General features: G+C 40.5%; 18 protein-coding genes and 5 tRNA genes. 10 read left to right on the plus strand and 13 right to left on the minus strand.

Annotated features, from left to right (window positions below; genetic code table 11):
- The 6 genes from hisB to hisIE all read left to right on the plus strand — a co-directional run bounded on the left by hisB (window position 1) and on the right by hisIE (window position 4,993).
- Window positions 1-1,095, plus strand: a complete 1,095-nt coding sequence (gene hisB, locus ACWA5Z_RS00635; protein ID WP_431053389.1) for a bifunctional histidinol-phosphatase/imidazoleglycerol-phosphate dehydratase HisB — start codon at window positions 1-3, stop codon at window positions 1,093-1,095.
- 91 nt (window positions 1,096-1,186) lie between these two features.
- Window positions 1,187-2,086: a hypothetical protein gene (locus ACWA5Z_RS00640; protein ID WP_431053391.1), complete on the plus strand. Its 900-nt coding sequence runs from the start codon at window positions 1,187-1,189 to the stop codon at window positions 2,084-2,086.
- Window positions 2,086-2,679: an imidazole glycerol phosphate synthase subunit HisH gene (gene hisH, locus ACWA5Z_RS00645; RefSeq protein WP_431053393.1), complete on the plus strand. Its 594-nt coding sequence runs from the start codon at window positions 2,086-2,088 to the stop codon at window positions 2,677-2,679. Before ACWA5Z_RS00640 ends, hisH begins: the two co-directional genes overlap by 1 nt.
- A 166-nt stretch (window positions 2,680-2,845) precedes the next feature.
- Window positions 2,846-3,595: a 1-(5-phosphoribosyl)-5-[(5-phosphoribosylamino)methylideneamino]imidazole-4-carboxamide isomerase gene (hisA, locus tag ACWA5Z_RS00650; protein ID WP_431053395.1), complete on the plus strand. Its 750-nt coding sequence runs from the start codon at window positions 2,846-2,848 to the stop codon at window positions 3,593-3,595.
- Window positions 3,577-4,350, plus strand: coding sequence for an imidazole glycerol phosphate synthase subunit HisF (gene hisF / locus ACWA5Z_RS00655; RefSeq protein ID WP_431053397.1), 774 nt, complete (start codon window positions 3,577-3,579; stop codon window positions 4,348-4,350). The genes hisA and hisF overlap by 19 nt, the downstream gene beginning before the upstream one ends.
- Before the next feature lie 25 nt (window positions 4,351-4,375).
- Window positions 4,376-4,993 (plus strand): bifunctional phosphoribosyl-AMP cyclohydrolase/phosphoribosyl-ATP diphosphatase HisIE, encoded by a 618-nt coding sequence (hisIE, locus tag ACWA5Z_RS00660; RefSeq protein ID WP_431053398.1) that lies wholly within the window; start codon window positions 4,376-4,378, stop codon window positions 4,991-4,993.
- A 49-nt stretch (window positions 4,994-5,042) separates the two neighbouring features.
- Here hisIE and ACWA5Z_RS00665 read toward each other — a convergent pair whose 3' ends face one another.
- The 5 genes from ACWA5Z_RS00665 to ACWA5Z_RS00685 form a co-directional block, all read right to left on the minus strand.
- A complete protein-coding gene (locus tag ACWA5Z_RS00665; protein WP_431053400.1) occupies window positions 5,043-6,821 on the minus strand; it encodes an LTA synthase family protein in 1,779 nt (592 codons plus the stop codon).
- Window positions 6,822-7,012: 191 nt separating this feature from the next.
- Window positions 7,013-7,088: transfer RNA gene (locus ACWA5Z_RS00670), tRNA-Val, on the minus strand.
- Window positions 7,089-7,136: 48 nt separating this feature from the next.
- Window positions 7,137-7,212: transfer RNA gene (locus tag ACWA5Z_RS00675), tRNA-Val, on the minus strand.
- Window positions 7,213-7,255: 43 nt separating this feature from the next.
- Window positions 7,256-7,331 (minus strand) — tRNA-Val (locus ACWA5Z_RS00680).
- Window positions 7,332-7,373: 42 nt separating this feature from the next.
- A tRNA-Val gene (locus ACWA5Z_RS00685) sits at window positions 7,374-7,449 on the minus strand.
- A gap of 172 nt (window positions 7,450-7,621) precedes the next feature.
- Between ACWA5Z_RS00685 and gltX the strand changes: the two genes are divergently transcribed.
- Both gltX and ACWA5Z_RS00695 read left to right on the plus strand, forming a co-directional pair.
- Window positions 7,622-9,067: a glutamate--tRNA ligase gene (gene gltX / locus ACWA5Z_RS00690; RefSeq protein ID WP_431054259.1), complete on the plus strand. Its 1,446-nt coding sequence runs from the start codon at window positions 7,622-7,624 to the stop codon at window positions 9,065-9,067.
- A 122-nt stretch (window positions 9,068-9,189) separates the two neighbouring features.
- Window positions 9,190-9,265, plus strand: a tRNA-Ala gene (locus ACWA5Z_RS00695).
- 162 nt (window positions 9,266-9,427) lie between these two features.
- On the opposite strand, the gene ACWA5Z_RS00700 is transcribed toward ACWA5Z_RS00695, so the two are convergent.
- Window positions 9,428-10,642 (minus strand): Bcr/CflA family multidrug efflux MFS transporter, encoded by a 1,215-nt coding sequence (locus ACWA5Z_RS00700; protein WP_431053402.1) that lies wholly within the window; start codon window positions 10,640-10,642, stop codon window positions 9,428-9,430.
- A gap of 4 nt (window positions 10,643-10,646) precedes the next feature.
- Window positions 10,647-11,363, minus strand: a complete 717-nt coding sequence (rsuA, locus tag ACWA5Z_RS00705; protein WP_431053404.1) for a 16S rRNA pseudouridine(516) synthase RsuA — start codon at window positions 11,361-11,363, stop codon at window positions 10,647-10,649.
- A gap of 233 nt (window positions 11,364-11,596) precedes the next feature.
- On the opposite strand from rsuA, the gene ACWA5Z_RS00710 reads away from it, so the two are divergent.
- Window positions 11,597-13,873 carry an NADP-dependent malic enzyme gene (locus ACWA5Z_RS00710; RefSeq protein WP_431053406.1) on the plus strand — a complete coding sequence of 759 codons (2,277 nt, stop codon included), beginning with the start codon at window positions 11,597-11,599 and terminating at the stop codon, window positions 13,871-13,873.
- 213 nt (window positions 13,874-14,086) lie between these two features.
- Window positions 14,087-14,734: a superoxide dismutase [Mn] gene (sodA, locus tag ACWA5Z_RS00715; RefSeq protein ID WP_431053408.1), complete on the plus strand. Its 648-nt coding sequence runs from the start codon at window positions 14,087-14,089 to the stop codon at window positions 14,732-14,734.
- Between the two features lie 77 nt (window positions 14,735-14,811).
- On the opposite strand, the gene wbaP is transcribed toward sodA, so the two are convergent.
- From wbaP to ACWA5Z_RS00745, 6 genes are all read right to left on the minus strand, one after another.
- Window positions 14,812-16,233: an undecaprenyl-phosphate galactose phosphotransferase WbaP gene (gene wbaP / locus ACWA5Z_RS00720; protein WP_431053410.1), complete on the minus strand. Its 1,422-nt coding sequence runs from the start codon at window positions 16,231-16,233 to the stop codon at window positions 14,812-14,814.
- A 2-nt stretch (window positions 16,234-16,235) separates the two neighbouring features.
- A complete protein-coding gene (locus tag ACWA5Z_RS00725) occupies window positions 16,236-17,153 on the minus strand; it encodes a glycosyltransferase family 2 protein (protein WP_431053412.1) in 918 nt (305 codons plus the stop codon).
- A gap of 227 nt (window positions 17,154-17,380) precedes the next feature.
- Complete coding sequence (locus tag ACWA5Z_RS00730; RefSeq protein ID WP_449343110.1) at window positions 17,381-17,512, minus strand: hypothetical protein; 132 nt, start codon at window positions 17,510-17,512, stop codon at window positions 17,381-17,383.
- Between the two features lie 112 nt (window positions 17,513-17,624).
- Entirely contained in the window at window positions 17,625-19,967 is a 2,343-nt protein-coding gene (locus ACWA5Z_RS00735; protein ID WP_431053413.1) for a glycosyltransferase, read from the minus strand.
- A 733-nt stretch (window positions 19,968-20,700) separates the two neighbouring features.
- A complete protein-coding gene (locus ACWA5Z_RS00740) occupies window positions 20,701-21,165 on the minus strand; it encodes an NAD-dependent epimerase/dehydratase family protein (RefSeq protein ID WP_431053415.1) in 465 nt (154 codons plus the stop codon).
- Window positions 21,166-21,173: 8 nt separating this feature from the next.
- Complete coding sequence (locus ACWA5Z_RS00745; protein ID WP_431053417.1) at window positions 21,174-23,372, minus strand: glycosyltransferase; 2,199 nt, start codon at window positions 23,370-23,372, stop codon at window positions 21,174-21,176.
- Between the last annotated feature and the right edge of the window lie 11 nt (window positions 23,373-23,383).

Below are 23,383 nucleotides of genomic sequence, written 5' to 3' on the forward strand. Positions count from 1 at the left end.
ATGACACAACAAAAAATTCTGTTTATCGACCGCGACGGTACCTTGATTGACGAGCCGAAAGCCGATTTCCAGATTGATACGCTGGAAAAGCTGAAATTCGAGCCGAATGTGATTCCGGCATTACTCAAATTACGCGATAAAGGCTTCCGTTTCGTGATGGTGAGCAATCAAGACGGCTTAGGCACGGAGTCGCTGCCACAAGCCGATTTTGACAAACCGCACAATGCGATGATGGAACTGTTCCGCTCGCAGGGAATTGAGTTTGATGAGGTGCTGATTTGTCCCCACCGCCCGGAAGACAACTGCGCATGCCGTAAACCGAAATTAGGGCTGTTGAAAAAGTATATCAATAAAGGGCTGTTCGATCCGAAACACAGCTATGTGATCGGCGATCGTTCCACCGATATGCAACTGGCGGATAACTTAGGTATTGCCGGCTTGCAGTATCACCCTGAAAAACTGAATTGGGATTTGATCGCCGAGAAAATTCTGGCAAAACGCATTCGCAAAGCCGGCTTCAAACCACGCCATGCCGCCGTTGTGCGCACCACCAAAGAGACCGATATTCGGGTTGAAGTGTGGCTGGACGAGCAAGGCATGAACGAGATCAAAACCGGTTTAGGCTTTTTCGATCACATGCTTGATCAAATCGCCACCCACGGCGGTTTCCGCATGAAAGTGACGGTGGACGGCGATCTGCATATCGACGATCACCACACCATCGAAGATACCGCACTTGCCTTGGGCGAAGCCTTGAAACAAGCCTTAGGCAACAAACGCGGCATTGCCCGTTTCGGTTTTGTGCTGCCGATGGACGAATGCAAAGCGGAATGCGCGATGGACTTGTCCGGTCGTCCATATCTGAAATTCAAAGCCAAATTCACCCGCGATAAAGTAGGCGATTTCAGCACCGAAATGGCGGAACACTTCTTTATATCGCTCTCTTACGCACTGGCGTGCACCTTACATTTAAGTGTCAAAGGCAAAAACGCCCACCACCAAGTGGAAGCGATTTTCAAAGCCTTCGGAAGAACCTTACGCCAAGCGATTCGAATTGAAAGCGACCAGTTGCCAAGCTCGAAAGGGGTGTTGTAGTAAGAGTAATGGAATTATTTTTAAGACTAAGAACGCTACACTTAGTTTTTATAAACTTATTCGCTATTTTAAAAATAGGAAAAAATTTGTAATGAATAATTTGGGCACTGAAGATTTTGAAGGATTTATATACCTTGATTATGATTATCCAGTCTCGGCTTGGAATATAGCTCGCGGATTTTTTGGCAGTGTAGATACATTAAATACGAAAGATTCTATGCTGTCAATAATGATGTCTGATATGCTTATATCAAATAACATCAATAGAATCCAAAGTGAGATATATATAGATAATATACGAAAGTTATTTTTTCCTCAGTGTGTATCTAGATTGAGAGGTGTTTTTGTATTTGATGAAGTCGATTCAGTCGCTAGGATATGGGAAAATGAAAATTGGGGAAAACATTTTTCTGATGAATATTTGGCTGACGTAGGTGTAGCTGCCAATAAATCAACTAGGGTTGACTCTAACTGGATTGCTCATATTCTAAATGAAAACTATAGTCTAAAACCAAACGCTATAGAAAATATAGTTAATTATTGGTCAGGAAAACCATACCCGAAAAGCGATCCAATTTGGGAAAGAATAGTTAGTGGGTATATTACCATATGGTCTTCGAATATAAGATTAGAGGCAATTAAAAATATTTTATCAATATGGAAAGATTCTTTCCCTCTTTTACAGTATTCATCAATGTGTGCATCCATCGGATCTCGTGATGGAGAAATATACCCTTGTCTTACAATAGATAATAATAAAGTTACTATTGAATATTTGATGATTGCTGAACATATCAATACACCTAATTTTTATGATTTTTTACTGAAAAATCATAGGAAAAAATCTCTAAAAATTGATACTTTATTTGAAGAACCAAAATTTAGAACTATTAAAGCACCTGATTTATCAGGATTTAAGAAATTTATTTTATTAGATAAAAATGATAGTTTTCATTTATCTAATAACATGTTGTATTTTAGGAGTAATTAGTGCAAAGAATAACTATTATCGACACTGGCTGTGCCAATCTGTCCTCGGTAAAATTCGCGTTTGATCGTTTGGGCTATCAGGCGAAAATCAGCCGAGATTTAGCGGAAATCAAAGCAGCCGATAAACTGCTGTTGCCGGGAGTCGGCACCGCACTTGCGGCGATGAAAAATCTAACCGATCGCAATTTAATCGAAACGATCCGACAGCTAACGCAACCGGTACTGGGTATCTGTTTGGGCATGCAGTTAATGACCGAATTTTCCAGCGAAGGCAATTTAGCCACCTTAGAATTAATGCGCGGACGCACCGAGTTGATTCCCGACACCGGCTTACCCTTGCCGCATATGGGCTGGAATCAAGTGCGGTATCAAGCGGCTCATCCGCTGTTTGCGGAGATTGAACAAGACAGCCATTTTTATTTTGTGCATAGCTATGCAGTCTTGCCCAACGAAAACACCATCGCCAGCTGCGACTACGGCGTAGCGTTCTCCACCGCATTGGGCTACAAAAACTTTTACGGCGTACAATTCCACCCGGAACGTTCAGGCAAAGCCGGGGCGCAGTTGTTGCGGAATTTTGTGGAGAATGTCTAATCTAGCTTAGTTTCCGCCAGCGACTGACGTCGCAAGCGGTTACGCATAGTTGAGTGGCTTTGCCACTCAGTATGCAAAGAACATTAACTTATATGGAACAGCCGCAAAGCGGCTGACTTATGCGTAACCGATTGCGGCTTTGCCGCTGTCGGATAAGGAAAATACTATGAAAAAATCCATTATTCTCCCCGCCCTTGACCTGATCGATGGGCAAGTGGTGCGTTTACATCAAGGGGATTACGGCAAGCAGACCAATTATTCCTCCAATCCGACCGCACTTTTTGCCGATTATGTGGCACAAGGGGCGGAACAGTTGCATTTGGTGGATCTGACCGGAGCAAAAAATCCGGCAAAACGCCAAACGGGGTTAATCGGCAAGATTATCAAAGCGACAAATTGCCCGGTGCAAGTGGGCGGCGGTATTCGTAGCGAACAAGATGTGGCGGATTTATTGGCGGTGGGCGCGAATCGGGTCGTGATTGGCTCAACCGCGGTAAAAGAACGCAACATGGTCAAACGCTGGTTTGAAAAATACGCTGCCGAGAAATTTGTACTTGCGTTAGATGTCAACATCGCTGCCAACGGCGAGAAAATTATTGCGATTAGCGGTTGGCAGGAAGCGAGCGGTGTGTCGCTTGAGGAATTGATTGAAGATTACCAATCGGTCGGTTTACAACACGTTTTATGTACCGATATTTCCCGTGACGGTACATTGGCAGGTTCGAACGTGGATTTATACCGCGAAATCTGTGCCAAATATCCGACCATTCAATTCCAATCCTCCGGCGGTATCGGTTCGCTTGCCGATGTGGCAGCATTGAAAGGCACGGGCGTGGCCGGGGTGATTATCGGACGCGCCCTATTGGAAGGCAAATTTACGGTGGCGGAGGCAATCGAATGTTGGCAAAACGGATAATTCCTTGTTTAGATGTGCGTGACGGGCAGGTGGTGAAAGGCGTGCAATTCCGCAACCACGAAATTATCGGCGACATCGTGCCGTTGGCGAAACGCTACGCCTATGAAAGTGCCGATGAACTGGTATTTTACGATATTACCGCCTCGTCGGACGGTCGTACGGTAGACAAAAGCTGGGTCGAGCGGGTGGCGGAAGTGATCGATATTCCGTTTTGTGTCGCCGGGGGGATTAAAACCATCGACGATGCCGAAAAGCTGTTTGCATTCGGTGCGGATAAAATTTCCATTAACTCCCCTGCGTTGGCTGATCCGGATTTGATTTCCCGTTTGGCGGATCGTTTCGGGGTACAGGCGATTGTGGTCGGCATTGACAGTTGGTTCGAGCAAAGCAGCGGCAAATATTGGGTCAATCAATATACCGGCGATGAAACCCGCACCCGTCAAACCAACTGGCAGTTGCTCGACTGGGTGCAAGAGGTGCAACAACGCGGCGCAGGCGAAATCGTGTTGAATATGATGAACCAAGACGGCGTACGCCAAGGCTATGATTTAACCCAGCTAAGTGCGGTGCGTGCAATATGCCATGTGCCGTTGATTGCCTCGGGCGGTGCCGGCGAAATGGTACATTTCCGTGACGCTTTTGTGCAAGCCAATGTAGACGGCGCACTTGCGGCAAGCGTGTTTCATAAGCAAATTATCAATATCGGCGAATTAAAAACCTATCTTGCGCGGCAAGGTGTGGAAGTGCGCCGTTAAGTGTAAAAAATAATAGGATAAAACAATGTTAGATCTACAACAAATCGACTGGCAAAAAGTGGATAATCTGCTGCCGGTGATCGTGCAAAACGCCACCACTTGCGAAGTGTTAATGCTGGGCTATATGAATCAGGAAGCGTTAGCCAAAACCTTGAACGAGAAAAAAGTGACTTTTTTTTCACGCACCAAACAACGCTTATGGACTAAGGGTGAAACTTCAGGCAATTTCCTGAATGTGGTGGATATGAGTTTGGATTGCGATAACGATACGTTATTGATTTTAGCCAATCCGATTGGTAAAACCTGCCACACCGGGGCGGAAAGCTGTTTCCACCAATTTAGCAATAAAAACGAACCGGATTGGATTTTCTTTAGCAAGTTAGAACGCTTAATCGCGGCTCGCAAAGGCGCAGATCCGTCAAGTTCTTATACAGCCCTCCTCTATTCACGCGGCACAAAACGCATTGCGCAGAAAGTCGGCGAAGAAGGGGTTGAAACCGCACTTGCGGCAACGGTGAAAGATCACAATGAAACCATTTGTGAAGCGGCTGATTTAGCCTATCATTTAACCGTACTGTTGCAAGACGCTGATCTGGCTTGGGCGGACGTAATTGGTAAGTTGAAAGAGCGGCATTCGAAATAAAGAAAAACGGCATTCTCACAATAAGTAAGAATGCCGTTTTAACTTTGATTTATTCAACCCACTGATTTTTCTTTAACTTTCTTTCTGCGCCAATAATTTTCCATTTTAACTTCTGAATTTCATTTTGTAGCATTGCCGATGAATTGCTTAATTCAACCTGTTGTTTGTCTTGCAACACCGCATTTCCATGTTGAGTGAGAACACCAATCACATTTCCTCGATTCAGCATTAGTGGCGAATTATTTTCATTAGGCTGAATTAACGATTGCCCAAAGGTGCTAATCGGATCGTTAATACCTAAGAGATCCATAATGGTCGGCAACAAATCGTATTGTGTCGCCAATTCTGAATGCCGCAGTGGCGTTAAACTGCCGTCGGGAGTATAGATGATCAACGGAATATGAAACTGTTCCGGTAATTGATCCGAATTTGTCTTTAACACATGATCGGCACTAAAAATAAAAATGGTATTTTGATACCAAGCCTGCTTTTCTGCCGCCTGCATAAATTGTTGCAATGACCAATCGCTGTAGCGTAACGTATTCAAAAAACCGTTTTCGCCCAGTTTATCGTGGGGATAAAGATGAAATGCTTTGCCTGGATCTGCAAAAGGTTCATGGGTTGTACCGGTAAATAAAAAAGAGAAAAACGGCTTATCCGCCTGTTGTGTTTCACTCAATTTTTGGTTTAAAAACATTAAACTGTCATAATCCCAGCCAAATTTTGGCGTTGGCTGCGGATATTCGCGCACCAGCGGAATATCCTCTTTGCCGTAATATTCTTGAAAACCTAAAATATTGGCAATGCCGTCCATATTAAATGAACGCCGGTTTGAGGATTGCATCATCAAAGTGCGGTAGTTATGTTTATTCAAAATATCCGCCGGTTTATTCAATCGGTTTAATTCCAGCCCAAATCCTAAGGTCGGGAAATTGTTTAAAGCCGGGGTTGAGGTTAACACCGCTTGAATACCTATAATACTGCGCTGACCAGCGGCATAGAAATTATCCCACACCTGTGATTTGGGGATTAACGAATCGATAAACGGTGTTGCCCCATAACTGTTACCACTTAAACCATCAATGTAGTCGTAGCTCCAACTTTCCAATAAAATAAAAACCACATTTTTCTGTGTTGCCGGCGTGGTTGCCCGGAACTGAAAATCCGATACGCAGCGCGTTTCGCATTGCCGTGCTTCATCATCTGTCAACAGATCTAATGCGGTGTTGTTTTTACGGTTTTTTCCTTCTTTCCAAATCACAAAAATACTGTTCAAGGTTAGATTGGATTCGGCTGCGGAAGCATTATTTTGGAACGCATCGGCATAACCGATAGGGCGGCTTTGGGTAATCATGCCTCGTGCCAACCAAAAGCAAAACCCTAAAAATACAACGTAAATAATAAGACGTAGCCAAATAGGTTGAATCAGAGGAAAATGATTTTTTTCAATCGGCTTAATAACGTATTTTTTATACAGTACAACCGTTAAAACAAACAGAATCAGCCCTGAAATCGTATAAGCAAGGCGCGAGGTAAATGCCAATTCTAAAACCACATCAAGATCTGCGCTGATTTGAAACAATTCTTGTCCGAGATGGCGGTAAACTTCACCGAAATAGGTCAAGTCAAACAGCGTTAGTGTCAACATCAACAGTAAAATTAGCAAACCAATATAGCTTGCTGTTTTTAAGATACTTTTCCGTTGAGCAAAACGAAAAGGCAACCCTGTTATCAGCAATACCAATGCCAGTGCGATCACACTGATATGCATATCAAAACGGAAGCCTTGCGCAAATGCGTGCAGCAATTGTGTGACGTTTAATTTCAAAAAATAATCGGGGTATAAGCCGATAAACAGTAAACGACAAAAAGCAAATAAGAGTGCAGAAAACGCTAAAATACGCAAAGGCAAAAACAGATATTGCATAATAAAATAGAATAATGAGAACAATAATCAAATATTATACTATTTTAGATTGTTTTCGTCTTGTGTTCTTTTCGGATTAGAAATAAGAAAAGTGGTGGGCGATACCGGTCTCGAACCAGTGACCCCCTCCTTGTAAGGGAGGTGCTCTCCCAACTGAGCTAATCGCCCGACGCTAATCAGAAACTGATTAAGTGCGGTGTGATTTTAAGTCTTAAGTGGTGGGCGATACCGGTCTCGAACCAGTGACCCCCTCCTTGTAAGGGAGGTGCTCTCCCAACTGAGCTAATCGCCCACTTAAGATTGCCTTAAAATCATGGGATAAGTTTGCGCGGAAGTGGTGGGCGATACCGGTCTCGAACCAGTGACCCCCTCCTTGTAAGGGAGGTGCTCTCCCAACTGAGCTAATCGCCCGCTAGGTCAAACTTATAACAACAAACGGACACTTGAAAAAAGTGGTGGGCGATACCGGTCTCGAACCAGTGACCCCCTCCTTGTAAGGGAGGTGCTCTCCCAACTGAGCTAATCGCCCGTTTGTTGTGAGCGAGCATTATAATTGGTGTTGGCTTTCAGTCAATGATTTTTTCCTTTTTTCGCGTTAATTGTCGTAAAAATAAACATATCAATGCAATTTGATCTACCCATACGCCCACTTGACCGCTACAATAACCGCCATTGTTTTTTAGCCAGCTATAAGGTCAATGATGAATATTCAACCGCTTTTCGATTTTAATCCCGATGTCAACGTCAGAACCCGTTTCGCCCCGAGTCCGACCGGCTTTTTGCACGTCGGCGGCGCGCGCACCGCACTTTACTCTTGGTTGTATGCCCGCCACAACCAAGGCGAATTTGTATTACGGATTGAAGACACCGATTTGGAACGTTCCACCCAAGCCGCCACCGATGCGATTCTGGAAGCGATGGAATGGTTGGATATGCATTGGGAACACGGGCCTTATTACCAAACCCAACGTTTTGACCGTTATAACCAAGTGATCGACCAAATGTTGGAACAAGGCTTGGCATACCGTTGCTATTGCAGCAAAGCGCGGTTGGAAACGTTGCGCGAACAGCAAGAACAAAATAAAGAAAAACCGCGCTATGACCGCCATTGCTTGCACGATCACAACCATCACGCCGATGAACCGCATGTAGTACGCTTTAAAAATCCGACCGAAGGTTCGGTTATCTTTGATGACGCGATTCGCGGCAAAATTGAAATCAGCAATCAGGAATTGGACGATCTGATTATCCGCCGCACCGACGGGGCGCCGACCTACAATTTCTGTGTGGTGGTGGACGATTGGGATATGGGTATCACCCACGTAGTACGCGGTGAAGATCATATCAACAACACCCCGCGTCAAATCAATATCCTCAAAGCCTTAGGCGCACCTGTGCCGGTGTATGCCCACGTTTCCATGATTTTAGGCGAGGACGGGCAAAAACTCTCCAAACGTCACGGCGCAGTCAGCGTGATGGAATACCGCGACAACGGCTATCTGCCGGAAGCGCTAAACAACTACCTGGTGCGTTTGGGTTGGGGACACGGTGATCAGGAAGTGTTTAGCCGTGAAGAAATGGTGGCGTTATTTAACCTGACTTCCGTCAGTCGCTCGGCAAGCTCGTTTAACCACGATAAATTGTTATGGTTGAACCACCACTATATCCGCGAATTACCGGCGGAAAAAGTCGCCGGTTACTTAGCATGGCATATGCAGGATCAGCAAATTGACACCAGCAATGGTCCGAGTTTGGCAAACGTGGTCGAAATGCTTGGCGAGCGTTGCAAAACCTTAAAAGAAATGGCGGCGGCAAGCCGTTATTTCTTCGAAGATTTTAGCCAATTTGATGAAAGTGCGGTCAAGAAACATTTCAAAGCGACAACAGTTGAGCCGTTAAGTTTAGTATTGCAAAAACTCACCGCACTTCGCGACTGGAATGCGGCGGATATTCATCACGCAATTGAGCAAACCGCCGCCGAACTCGAATTGGGCATGGGCAAAGTCGGTATGCCGTTGCGCGTTGCCGTCACCGGCAGCGGACAATCGCCGTCGTTGGACGTCACCCTTGTCGGGATCGGCAGGGAACGCAGCTTGGCGCGGATTCAAAAAGCGATTGAATTTATCCAAAATATTCACGCGGCTTAAGCACGACTGATTTAATTTTAGGCATTTAAACCATAAAGCCAATAAATCAGATTGACAGATTCAAGTGCGGTTATTAATATAGCCGCACTTTGATGAACAGCTCATCAAATCCATTCTGATATGGGGATATAGCTCAGTTGGGAGAGCGCTTGCATGGCATGCAAGAGGTCGTCGGTTCGATCCCGTCTATCTCCACCAAATATTGTTTTATTCAGCACCTCTGATGATAAAAATCCTTAAGCTCACGATAATCCTATTAAATTTTTCTGCCTAACCGTTTCTATCATCTATTGCGCATAAAAAAGCCGAACACCGCTTAATCCGGCGTTCAGCCCTTCTTTGTTTAATTCAACTTGGATTTTATTCTGTGTTCGACAATCCGCGATAGGTCAGAAAATAGTAGCTCAGCACCGAAATCAGGGTACATAAAAACATCGACAACAACATCGGTACCGCACTTGTGACCGGAACCAGTGAAATTAAGAAACCGACAATCGCCCCGGTGCCAAAACGAATCGTGCCGGCTAAGGAATTTGCGGTGCCGGCAACCTGAGGAAAGCGATCCAGAATCGAGGCCATCGCATTAGAGCCGATAATCGACAGCATACCGACAAAAGCCGCAATGCCCAACGCCATCGGCCAGAAACCGAGATCAAACACCGCCACCAGCAACAACCAACAGCCCGCTAAAAATTGCATGGTCAAACCGAAACGCAGCATTTTTTCCGCCCCGACTTTCACTACCATGCGCCCGTTGATCGAGGTAAATAGGATCATTACCGACATATTCATAATGAAGAAATAACCGAAATTTTCCGGCGCAATCTGATAGATATCAATATACACGATCGAGCCGGAGGTCAGAAACGAGAACATGCCGGCAAAAGAAAACGCCCCCGCCAAGACATAGCCGACCACGGCTTTTTCGCGAATTAATAAGGCAAAATTGCGCAACACCGTTTTCAAGCTGAACGGCACACGTTTTTCTATCGGTTGCGATTCCGGAATTTTCCACAACACTAAAACACAACTCAAAATGCCAAAAAAAGTCAGTACATAGAATATCGAGTGCCAGTGGAAAAATTTCGCCAGATTACCGCCGATAAACGGCGCCAGCAATGGCGCAATCATCGACACCAGCATGATCATCGACATCATTTTCGAAAAGTAATTTTTCGAGAACAAATCACGTAGCAGGGCGCCTAAGACCACCGCCGAAGCCGATCCGAAAAAGCCTTGAATAAAGCGGAGTAGCAAGAAGTTTTCGATATTCTCGACCTGCGTCAAGAAAAGTGCGGTGGCGGCAAACACCAGCGTACCGATCAAAATCGGCAACTTGCGCCCAAAACTATCGGCAACCGGCCCCCACAGCAATTGCCCGATGGCAAAACCGAGCGTAAATAAAGCCAACGTATTCTGGACTTTTTCCGAGTTAACCTTGAGATCACGGGCAATATCTAAAAACGAAGGCAAGTACATATCAATCGCCAACGGCGGCAACATCGCCAAAATCCCTAAAATTAAGACAAATACAGGGCTTTTCTTTATTTGTCTGATTTTTTCTGTGTGTAGCATAAATCTATCCATTTTCCGACGGGCGTTCGCGCAATCCGTCAATTTCATTTTGAGTCAAAGTGCGGTATTCGCCCTCGTCTAACTTCTCATCCAACACCACATTGCCAATCCGCCAACGGTGTAAGGCAGCCACTTTGTTGCCGAGCGCGGCAAACATCCGTTTCACCTGATGATAACGCCCTTCGCTGATGGTCAAATTAAGGTTGTAATCATCAAGGATTTCCAATTTTGCCGGTTTGGTCGGTGATTTTTCACCGCGCAACAAAATCCCTTGCTCAACCGCACTTTGGTAGTGGTTTTCAATCGGATCGGCAAGCGTCACCAAATAGGTTTTTTCACAATAGAATTTCGGTGAGGTGATCCGGTGCGACCATTGTCCGTCATCGGTCAACAGCACCAAACCGGTGGTATCCACATCCAAACGCCCGACCGAATGCAGTTTGTTGCGTAACGGATAATCAAAAAAATGATACACCGTCGGGTATTCGCCGTCGTCATGGGAACAAATATAACCCTGCGGCTTATATAACATCAGGTATTGCCCGCTTTCCAACCATTGCAGTAACTCGCCGTCCAACAGAATCTGATCGCTGACGGAAATTTGGGTTGCTCCCGACTTTACCACCGTTTGATTCCGTTCAACCGAACCGCTGCGCAGCATTTTCGTCACTTGTGAACGGCTCAAGCCGGTCTGCTCTGCTAAAAACTTATCTAAACGCACCAATAAAAAACCTTTTTTACCAATAAATTGTTTATTGTACCCGTTTGCTGCTAAAGATACAGAGCGGATTAAATTTCAAAATAAAAAAAATTCTGTGGGCTGTATCACATACTCCTTTATGGGTTTTTAACTTTAGTAAAATAAAGCGTATAATTTCACACATCTTTCAATGTTTGATAACCTTTTAGCAAATTATCAAGTATTTTCACCCATCTCTATTGAGGACACTAAGAATGGATAAACAACTCCGCCAAGCCGCTCTGGACTTTCATGAATTTCCGGTGCCGGGAAAAATTGAAGTTACCCCGACCAAATCCCTTGCTACCCAACGCGATCTGGCATTAGCCTACTCGCCGGGCGTTGCCATTCCATGTCTTGAAATTCAGCAGGATCCGTTAGCCGCCTATAAATACACGGCGCGCGGCAATTTAGTCGGTGTAATTTCCAACGGGACGGCGGTGTTAGGTTTAGGCAATATCGGCGCTCTTGCCGGTAAACCGGTGATGGAAGGCAAAGGCGTGTTGTTTAAAAAATTCGCCGGAGTCGATGTATTCGATATTGAAATCGACGAACGCGATCCGGATAAAATCGTGGATATCATCGCCTCATTGGAACCGACTTTCGGCGGGATCAATCTGGAAGACATCAAAGCCCCGGAATGTTTCTATATCGAGAAAAAATTGCGTGAGCGTATGCAAATTCCGGTGTTCCACGACGATCAACACGGCACCGCGATTATCTGTGCGGCGGCGGTGATAAATGGCTTGCGCGTGGTCAATAAAGACATCAAAAACGTCAAACTGGTGGTTTCCGGTGCCGGTGCTTCCGCGATTGCCTGCTTGAATTTACTGCGTGCATTAGGCATGGAGAAAAACCATATCACCGTGTGCGATTCCAAAGGCGTCATCTATAAACAACGTGAAGACGCCGAGCGTATGGACGAAACCAAACAATTCTATGCGATTGACGATAACGGCACACGCTCACTTGCCGATGCGATTCCAAACGCGGATATTTTCTTGGGCTGCTCCGCCGCCGGTGCTTTGACACAAGAAATGGTGAAAAGCATGGGACCAAGCCCGATTATTTTAGCGTTGGCAAACCCCGATCCGGAAATTTTGCCACCAGTCGCCAAAGCAGTACGTCCCGACGCGATTGTCTGCACCGGTCGCTCCGACTTCCCGAATCAGGTGAATAACGTACTCTGCTTCCCGTTTATTTTCCGTGGCGCATTGGACGTGGGCGCAACCACCATTAACGAAGAGATGAAACTGGCTGCGGTGCATGCGATTGCCGAATTGGCACACGCCGAACAAAACGAAGTGGTCACCTCGGCTTACGGCGAGCAAGAAGTGGCATTTGGTGCTGAATACCTGATTCCAAAACCGTTCGATCCGCGCTTGATCATCAAAATCGCCCCGGCAGTGGCACAAGCGGCAATGGATTCCGGCGTTGCCTTGCGTCCGATTGAGGATATGAACGTCTATATCGAAAAATTGACCCAATTCGTATACAAAACCAACTTGTTCATGAAACCGATTTTTGCCCAAGCCCGCTTAGACAAAAAACGGATCATTATGTCAGACGGCGAAGAACCGCGCGTATTGCATGCGGTACAAGAAATCGCCACCTTGGAAATCGCATTGCCAATCCTAATCGGTCGTCCGGACGTGATTCATCAGCGAATCAAACAACTGGGACTGCATTTGGAAGAAGGCGTTGATTACGAAATCATCAATATTGAAAAAGATGATCGCTATGAAACCTGCTGGACCGGCTATTATGACATTATGAAACGCCGCGGCATTACCCCGGCATTGGCAAAACAAGAAATTCGTATCAACCCAACCACCATTGCGGCGATGTTAGTCCGTTTAGGCTACGCCGACGGCATGATCTGCGGGTTGGTCGGTTCTTATGCCGATCACCTGAAAGCCATTCGCAATGTGATTGGCTTAAAAGACGGGGTGAAAACCGCCGCCACCGTAAACGGGCTGGTAATGCCGAGCGGAAACGTATTCGTGACTGACGCATTTGTAAACCAAGATCCGGATGCGGAAGAATTAGCCGAAATCACTTTAATGGCAGCCGCCGAAGTGAGCCGTTTCGGGATTGAACCTAAGGTTGCCTTAATCTCCCATTCCAACTACGGCGCTTCCGACCACCCAAGTGCGGTCAAAATGCGCAAAGTACTAGAATTGGTGAAACAACGCGACCCGAACTTGATTATTGACGGTGAAATGCACGCCGATATTGCACTTTCAGAAAAACTGCGCCAGAACATCATGCCGGACAGCCCGCTTAAAGGCTCAGCCAACCTCTTGGTCATGCCGAATATGGAAGCGGCGCGTATCGGCTATAACTTACTACGCTCCGCAACCACGGCGATCACCGTCGGTCCGATGTTAATGGGCTTGCGCCAATCCGCCCATATTCTGACCCCGGTCGCCTCCGTCCGCCGGATTATCAATATGGTCGCAGTAGCAGCAGTGAATGCGGCTAAAGAATGACGCTAAATAAATGATAAATAAAGCACCAAAGAGCAGGGTTAATCCTTGCTCTTTTTTTATAGCCTTCCGTCACAAAAAATAAACATTTAATGATCTCGATCAATTTATTTGCTACACTAGTGATGAAATTCAATCCGCTTTTCCTAACGAAAAGCCTTCTTTACTGGCAGTTTTTATTCAACTACTTTTTATTCAACTGATGAGGAAATGAAAATGGCTTATACTCTACCTGAACTACCTTATGCCTACGACGCATTAGAACCGCACTTTGACGCACAAACCATGGAAATTCACCATTCCAAACACCACCAAGCCTATGTGAACAATGCCAATGCGGTATTGGAAACATTGCCTGAATGGCAAGACAAATGCCCGGGTGAATTGATTGCTAACTTGGACAAAATTCCTGCTGACAAACGCACCGCTCTGCGTAACAATGCCGGTGGGCACGCCAACCATTCTCTGTTCTGGAAAGGCTTAAAATTAGGCACAACCTTACAAGGCGCCTTGAAAGACGCCATCGTACGTGATTTCGGCTCCGTCGAAGCTTTCCAAGCGGAATTTGAAAAAGCGGCAGCCACCCGTTTCGGCTCAGGCTGGGCGTGGTTAGTAATTAACGACGGTAAATTAGCCGTGGTTTCCACTGCCAACCAAGACTCGCCATTAATGGGCAAAGACATCGCCGGTGTGGAAGGCTACCCGGTTTTAGGCTTAGACGTGTGGGAACACGCCTATTACTTGAAATACCAAAACCGCCGTCCGGACTACATCAAAGCATTCTGGAATGTGGTCAACTGGGACGAAGCCAATGCGCGCTTTGAGAAAAAATTGGCAGGCAAAGGCTGTTGCCAAGATAAGTAATTAATTTAATTAACGAAAAAGCACTCGGTTGAGTGCTTTTTATTGCTTTATTTTCTATTCAATAAGCTCATTTTATTTCAATAAGCGCCTTTGCCACGAACCACCACATTGGCTGTTTTTGCTAATATGGCAATATCATTCCATAACGACCAATTTTTAACATACCAAGCATCCAAATATACACGTGTATTATAATCAGTATCACTGCGCCCACTCACTTGCCACAAGCCTGACATCCCCGGACGCACCATATAATAATAGCTCACATCATCTTTATAAAATTTCAATTCCTGCCGAATCACGGGGCGAGGTCCGACCAGACTCATTTCGCCTTTTAAAACATTCCATAACTGCGGCAACTCATCTAAGCTGGTTTTCCGCAGGAACTGTCCGACGTTGGTGATCCTCGGATCATTTTTTAATTTAAAACTTTTCGCCCATTCCTCTCGTGCCGTTTGATCGCTGGCTAACAGCTCCTGTAATATTGCACTTGAATTCATCACCATAGTACGAAATTTATAACAATGAAAAGGTTTGCCATTCCGTCCAATTCGAATCTGGCTATAGGTTGCACAGCCTCCATCTTGTCGAATTTTCAGAAATAAATAACCAAATAAAGGACTTGCAATCAATAATAAAAAGAATGAGGCGATAATATCGAACGTCCTTTTTATGATACGTGAAGATCTTTTGGCTAAATTATTATGAATCCGCAACACAATCGCTTCATAACCAAAAAAATGCGAAACCTCCGCTCCATATAACGGAATACCATGTAGAGGTGGAACAATCGAAATATTACGAAAGCCCGTTCTCGAGAGTTTACGCATCCAATATTCCATCATGTCGTTTTGATGATTTTCCAATGCAATAAAAATCTTTTGATAGTGTTCTAAATGAGAAAAAAACTGTTCCTCTGTAATATAACCGCCTTTTTCTACCGTCACCGGAATCCGCCCGATAGGATCGATAAACGCTTTGATTTTATAACCCAAACTAACTTCACTACTAATCGCTCTATAAGCATTACGTGCATTCTCCGCATTACCGATAATCACACAAGCCATATCCCACGTGCCTAAATAGCGAAGTATTTTTTTACAAAGAAAACGAGCGAACGGAAAACAAATAAACAAAATGACAGAAATATATAACCAGGTATCCAATGACGGGGATTTTTCAATAAATACCAACAGGGCAAGATTAATCAACAAAACAACGGCGAGAGTGGAATAAATATCTTTTAGTTCATCCCAAAAAGGTTTGCGATAAGTATAATGACGGTGAATAACCCAAAGCCAACCAACCATAATAAATGCCATTAAACTGAAAGCCCCCAAGCGCGTCAACGAACCATTAAACTCCAATTGCTCCATTGAAAAATCATCCAATGGAGAGAGATAATAAGCCACTGAAATTGCGAAAAAATATGTAATAAAATCACAACTGATCAATGCCAGTTTATTAATTTTAGGCGCTAATTTGGGGTTATTTATCATTTTTATTTCCAAAACGTTTTATACATACTCAATTGTTTACAGCACGCTAATGGTAATTTTTGCCAAGCGAATCCCAATTTAAATCCAAGCCACTTCATCAAGGTCGCCAATGCTGCTTTTGGCAATAGCCAAGGGGCATTGTTCCATAAATAACGGATTTCCGACAGAACAAATTTTTTACCCTCAGAACTTGCCGTTCCAAATTTTTTCTGAATCCAACTTTCATTTTTTTGAAAGACACCAATATCAAAATAACGTTGGAACTCTTGCAAAAGCGTATAGTTGTGGGAATGTTGAACCGTTGCTTCAGCACAATAAACAACGTTATAACCAGCCAAAATCATTTTTGCCGCCAAATACATATCTTCCGCTAAAATGGTATTATCAGGAAAACCGCCTAATTCATTAAACACAGATAATCGATACGCAGCAAAAGAGTTCGAGATAAACGCCGTTTTAATGCCTAAGTGCGGTATATCTTCCTGACTTTTCTCCACCGATTGTTCAGGATAATTGAATAAACGCGCGTGTGCCGCCAACGGATTAGCATTATCGTGTGGCAACTGACGACCATAAACAGCAGCAACTTTAGGATTATCAAAAGCTTTTAGCAAATTTTCAATCGCATTGTCAGTCACTAAAATGGCATCTTGCGTCATAAAAATCACAATATCATAATCTTGAATAAATAATGATACTGCTAAATTTCGCGTTCCACCATGGTTAAAATCCGTCTGTGAAATACGATGTGTTGCAAAACCGCACTTTGTCGCTAATTCCACGGTGTTATCCGCCGAGTTTGAATCAATCACCAACACATCAGGCTGAACACCTTGCCGCTGAATTTTAGCAAAACATTTTTCACCTAGCTTCCCGGCATTATAGGTTGGAATAACTAAAGCGGCTTTTGGCAATATCATGTTGGATTATTCCTTATTATTTTATGAGCCATCGCCCATTAATATCACTTTCCATACGCTCAAACCGCTTTTCTGATTTAAGTTTTTCAATATCACGTTTAATAGCACGTTCCGCGACGGCAAGCAAAAATGATAACCTTGCAATCATAATACTAGAATCTTCTATTATAAATTTCAACAAGTTAACCCTGCGCAATGTAATTTTATCAGTGACATTATCAGATAGATCAGTTTTGACTTTTTCGATATTCTCGATACCTGTAACAATAAATTTTATGAACGCCTAAAATAATCTTCCCACCATAAGTATTTGCCATCGCCGAATAGTTTTTCCAAAAGTCAATAGGTAACTCACGCAAACCACTTTTGCCTTGGGCGAGTTTGAATTCAACCGCATCTGATTCTAGGAGGTTGATTATTGTATTCTAAGTAATTTTATTTAATTCATAATCCCCAAAAGCATTAAATTATCTATATATTCTCTTTTAATGCGTAATCAAATACTTTTAAATATTCTTTAGCAATAGACTCTATATAAAACTTCTTACTTGCTGAAAATACTCTACTTTGTAATTTATTATACAATTCTTTATCCATTACTAAATCAGAAATTATATCAGCTAACTCATCTATTTGTACTTTACCATCTCTTAGATCAAAGATAATACCAGCTAGATTAGAATCTTCATCTTTCAGTTGATTTTTAGATTCTCCTAAATTACTTGCTACCATCGGCTTACCTGAATATAAGCATTCAATAATAACTAATGGGAAACTTTCACCTTGAAATTCTGATGGAAGCAACCCAATATCTGCAGTAGCAAAATAATCTCGTACATTTTTTTGAAAACCAACTAAATGTATATACTCAGGTACCTTACCCAATAACTTATCATATACCTCGCCACTGCCAACTAATATTAAATGTATATCCTTTCCTGTCTTAATCCTAGCTAAAGTCACAGCTTCAATAGCAGGAATCCAACCTTTTTCAGGAATAGCTCGGCTCACAATGCATGCAATAAATGCATTTTCACTAATACCTAAAATACTTCTATCTAATTTATTACCAGTATAATAAGGTAAACCATTTCCAATTTTATGGAATATTTCCATATTAGGAAAATTATTATCGATAAAAGGAGGTAAATTTTTATCTGCTATATATATAAATGAAGAGCAGCTCTGTTCGACTCTTTTCAAGAGGCGCTGGAGATCATTCTTATCAATAGCTTCATACATTCCATGCAAAGTAATCACATGCTTAGGTGTTTTATCTTTTTTATCCACAAAATGTGAAATTATCTCATCTACACTTCCATGGTGAGTACTAACTATATCTATGCTTAATGTATCAATAATTTTTCTTAGCTCTGACATATTCGACAATCTAACTAAAGGAATAGACGGATCCAACATCTCTCTTACTTTCTCGTTTGAATGACTTAATTGGCAATCTAAAACTGTTACCGGATAGTTCAACCGCTTTAATTCATTTGATAAAAATATAGGAAATGTTTCGCCACCACCAATATCTAAGCAGAAAATACAAATTAAGATATTAGGTCGCCTTTCATTTTTATTATCATAGATCTTATTTAAATTAAACCAGTTTGATACATCCTTAATATCATCTCCCCCACAATAAGAAACATAATGCTTCTCTAACTCATTTAAATGTTTTTCATGACTACTTTTAGGGATTTTATAGTTTTTTTCTAAAAAAATCGCTATTTTTTCATGCTCTTCGTAATATAGCTCGGAACCTTGAACTTTCAAAGAAGTACTTTTTTCATGTACTCTATAATAATTTTTCGTCTCCGTACTATAATGAACAGCCCCCCCCTTAATAAAATCTATATAAAATAACCAATCACCACACAATTTGAAATTGTGCCACTGTGAAAAAATTTCACCAGATATTTTTCCCACATTTCTAAAAATGACACTGCTAACATTTGGAATGATATTTTTAATAGAAAATGCAGTTTTCACCAAATCATTTGCACTTATTGAAAAAGAACGATACCATGGCAATTCAATATCATTTAAATACTGTTCAGTGCTATTAATTTTTATCCCATTTTGAATAAAATCACTTTTAGCAAAAGCAAGCATTATAGCTTGATCACTAAAAGCAGGAATAAGTTTTTCAATGAAATCTTTCTCACACCAATCATCACTTTCTGCTATCCAGATATATTTTCCTTTAGCTTGCGCTAATCCTTTAGCCCATTGTTGAAAAACACCACCACCATTCTTCTCACTAAAGATAGTCGTAGTAATATCTGGATATTTATTCTTATACTTGAGAAGAATATCACGACTGTTATCTGTAGAATGAGCGTCTAACAAAATGACTTCAATATTTTTATGTGTTTGCATATAAATTGAATCAAGCCTTTCTGTTAGATATTGCTCATAATTATAGTTAGGGACTATAATTGAAATTAGAGTATTGCTTAAGCCATTATTTTTAACACTCAAATTCCACTCATTAACCAATAAATATTCATTAATTTTTTTTATCCTTATATACCTACTTTTAATTTCAAAATATTTAAAATAGACTCCTTTCAAACTTGATTTAAACGGCAAAAAAAAATTATAATATATTTTTGAATGGTTGTGCTTTAAATAAAATCCAATTTTATATATTAATTCCTTAAGTTTAAATTTAACTTGATTGTATTTTAAGCCATAATACAATTCAGCTTTACTAGCTTTAAAATAAAAGACAATATTATACATAATTGCCCTTATTTTAATTTTATGATTTTTAGCACTATGACTAACGAGTGTATTTTTTTTCATATGCCAACCAGAAAAACCTTTCTAGCTCCTTTCATATTATCGCTTTGTTGATTTTTGCTATAGTATAGAAGAAATCAAGTAAGCAATGTAATCCGCTGATTATATGTGTATAGATTTTAGTGTCCATATAATTAATGATTAAGAAAATCAATAATAATATTCAATAATGTGCTTTTTATGTTACATATTTCTTGGGTACAATTTTATAGATAATCTAATCATATTTAAAAACATTATCCATTAATCTTTGAGAAGAAAAAATATTACTAATTTTTCTATTAATTCTTAACAACTTTAATTTTATTCTTGTTAAAATGAGTTAGAAATTATAATTGCATTATTTAAATCCCTTCACAAATCAAGGATTTAAATAACATTATCTAATGAGCAATCATCTAAAATAATAATTCTATCCGGCACAATATCTTGATTCAAAACATTTATAATTTGTTGTTCAATATCGATATTATGACAGCCTACTAATAATATTAATAATAAAAAAGAAGTGTGCTTTACTTAATAAAATATTTATTTATCGTTTTGGACACATAATCCACATCAAAAACTATACCGAGAGTACTATAAATATCATTTAATTGGGAAATATCAATATAATAGCTTGAACCTTTATCTTCAATATTATAATATGCCTCTCTGTTAAGAGACCTTTCTAGAATCGATACTAGTTCAAGAATATCTGTATATAGTGGCGAGGCTAAATTTATTATTAAATTCATAAATAAATTTTTTTTAAAATATAATCAACGATTTTAAAGACATCATCAACATCTATTATGTTTCTTTTACTTTTACTAAAAACGCTAAACTCCTCTCCATTATTAATTTTATTATAAATAAAATTAATAATGGTTGGACTTTTTGTCCTCCCTGCAACTTGTGGTAATCTAAATATTAAATATCTATCACACTCATCTTGTAGTATGAGCTCCATCAATAATTTATGCAATACATATTTTGAATTTTGCAGTGTCGAATCATAAATACTACAAGTGCTAAAATAAACAATTAGACTCGCTGGATTATTTCTGATTGTATGACGTAACAGCTCTCTCTCTCGAGTAAAAGATGATGAATTCTCTTCATTAGAATTAGATACTCCACTAGCAAAAATAATTACATCTTCAGTAGATACATAACTATTAAATGCTTTAGCAAGCATTCCTCTACCAATAATCATAACACCTCTTAGAACAGTTTATTAATTTTTAATTTAAATAGTGCTCGTAATAAAAAACTTCCTATTTTACTTTCTGCAATTCTTATTAGCTCATTTTTATAGCGAAGATTTTGTATACTATACTGTATTCCTGACAGGTCTTGTTTATCATTAGCAATTCCTAAAGGTGGTAATTCATAAGTCGGATTATTCCAAAAATAACCTGGACCATTAGATGAAATTAGATTATAAATTTCATTACCATATTCTTTATAGAGTCGGTTATTATTTTTAGAAAGAATATCATATAGATATAAAATCATATTTTTATTAAATTGTCGGGACATAGAATTATGTCTAACTCTATACTTAACCAACACTTTAGGGATAGAAAAACCGATGCAACCATTTGATACCATCGCAAGCCAAGAATCATAATCCTCCATACCATACTCCATATTTGAATGATTAAGACCGAACTCTAAGAAGTCACTCTTACGAACAATACAGAATGCTGACAACATGTTTGCACAACACATAAATGGCAACTCTGTATTAAAAGTTGGCCATACCCCTTTTCCATTTTCAAAATACTCTAACCAAGAGTATACAAATGAAATATTTGTAAATCTATCCAGTATTTTTATAGCGCTAGAATAGAAATCTTTATAGACAAGATCATCTGCATCTAAAAATGTAATATATTCTCCTTTTGCATTTACTGCCCCAACATTTCTAGCATTAGCTAAACCTGAGTTTTGAATATTTATAACTCTTATATCATATCCAATAAAATTATTTTTAATATCCTCAAGCTTCTGCAAAGAGTCTAAATCTGTAGAACCATCATTAACAATAATAATTTCAAAATCCTCTAAATCAGAAGATAGAGCCGACTCCAGTGTTTCAATTATATATTCTCCTAAATTATAGTAAGGAATTATTATTGATATTTTCTTATTGTTATATGAATTCTTTAAAACTGGAGTCGAAAGCTTTAATCGTTTTATATACTCAGGTTCTGGAAAATTTAATTCCGTAGCATTATCGATAACTTTATGATAAAAAGAAATACGAACAGCTAAATTATTACTCAAAAGAGATGATGCCATTACTCTATTCCTAGCCGCTTCCCCCATCTCTTTAATAGTTTTCAAGTCTAAATTTAAGAAATTTTGCAACTCATTTTCGAAAGAATTTTGCTTATCCCAATCAAATATAAAACCAGCAGTCCTATCATTACCAACCATTTCAGCTTGCCCACCACTTATAGATGCTAAAATAGGCTTCCCTAACATCATTGAGGTGACACAAGTATAAGGATAGTTTTCATACAGGGATGGTATAATAACAACATTCAATTGACTAATTTCATGATGTAGATTTTCTGGTGGCATATTGTCTTTAACTACCAAATAACCCAATTCTATCCATTTAGAATATTTTTCCAGTAAGTATTTCTTCAAATATACTTGTTTAGGATAAAAGAATGTATCTCCACCAATCATGCAGAGCTTAAATTTTATATTATTTTCCCACATTTTTGAAATATGACTAAGTAATTGAACAACACCTTTCCTATATTCAAACCTACCTATATATAAAAAATCATATTCAATATTTTTAGTACTACTTCTTATTTCATCAAATGGTAATGGAATAATTTCTATCGAATTCTTAATATCTAATTCATCTCGAATTTTCTTGGCTAAAAATTGGCTTTGAGTTAATAACGCATCTGCACTATTAATAGCAAACTTTTCCATTTGCCCAATCCAATAATTTGAGAACTTATATCTAGGTTCTTGATTAATTTTCATTAGTTCAAATATCGGTGTATGCATATGAACAACTATTTTTAAATTTTGAAAGCAATCCTCTAAGGCAAATCTGCGTTGAAAAAGATAATAACCTAAAGCATTATATTCTTGGACTTCTATTAAATCTGGTTTACCTTCTTTTTTAATCAATCCTTCAACAACATCAGAAATTTGATATGACAAGGCAGCCCAATATCCCAAAGCTGAGTAAATAGGATGCTCCATATGTTTAAAACGAAGCACACGATAATTAGAATTAATATTCTCTACTTCATCTGAGTCACCTCTAGTTATTACAGTAACCTCATGCTCAAGCTGAGATAGCCCTAAACAAATTTGCTTAATATAAGTAGATATACCACCACCAAAACTTGGTGGAAACTCAGATGTTAAAAACCAAATTTTCATATTATTCTCCA

This window comes from Testudinibacter sp. P80/BLE/0925 (genome assembly GCF_053570785.1).

Excerpts from the sequence above, each read along its gene's own strand:
- ACWA5Z_RS00700 (WP_431053402.1), bottom strand. The coding sequence starts at position 10,642 with ATGCTACACACAGAAAAAATCAGACAAATAAAGAAAAGCCCTGTATTT.
- ACWA5Z_RS00740 (WP_431053415.1), bottom strand. The coding sequence starts at position 21,165 with ATGATTATTGGTAGAGGAATGCTTGCTAAAGCATTTAATAGTTATGTA.
- wbaP (WP_431053410.1), bottom strand. The coding sequence starts at position 16,233 with ATGATAAATAACCCCAAATTAGCGCCTAAAATTAATAAACTGGCATTG.
- ACWA5Z_RS00735 (WP_431053413.1), bottom strand. The coding sequence starts at position 19,967 with ATGAAAAAAAATACACTCGTTAGTCATAGTGCTAAAAATCATAAAATT.
- gltX (WP_431054259.1), top strand. The coding sequence starts at position 7,622 with ATGAATATTCAACCGCTTTTCGATTTTAATCCCGATGTCAACGTCAGA.
- sodA (WP_431053408.1), top strand. The coding sequence starts at position 14,087 with ATGGCTTATACTCTACCTGAACTACCTTATGCCTACGACGCATTAGAA.
- hisB (WP_431053389.1), top strand. The coding sequence starts at position 1 with ATGACACAACAAAAAATTCTGTTTATCGACCGCGACGGTACCTTGATT.
- hisIE (WP_431053398.1), top strand. The coding sequence starts at position 4,376 with ATGTTAGATCTACAACAAATCGACTGGCAAAAAGTGGATAATCTGCTG.
- ACWA5Z_RS00745 (WP_431053417.1), bottom strand. The coding sequence starts at position 23,372 with ATGAAAATTTGGTTTTTAACATCTGAGTTTCCACCAAGTTTTGGTGGT.
- ACWA5Z_RS00725 (WP_431053412.1), bottom strand. The coding sequence starts at position 17,153 with ATGATATTGCCAAAAGCCGCTTTAGTTATTCCAACCTATAATGCCGGG.
- ACWA5Z_RS00640 (WP_431053391.1), top strand. The coding sequence starts at position 1,187 with ATGAATAATTTGGGCACTGAAGATTTTGAAGGATTTATATACCTTGAT.
- ACWA5Z_RS00710 (WP_431053406.1), top strand. The coding sequence starts at position 11,597 with ATGGATAAACAACTCCGCCAAGCCGCTCTGGACTTTCATGAATTTCCG.
- hisA (WP_431053395.1), top strand. The coding sequence starts at position 2,846 with ATGAAAAAATCCATTATTCTCCCCGCCCTTGACCTGATCGATGGGCAA.
- hisF (WP_431053397.1), top strand. The coding sequence starts at position 3,577 with ATGTTGGCAAAACGGATAATTCCTTGTTTAGATGTGCGTGACGGGCAG.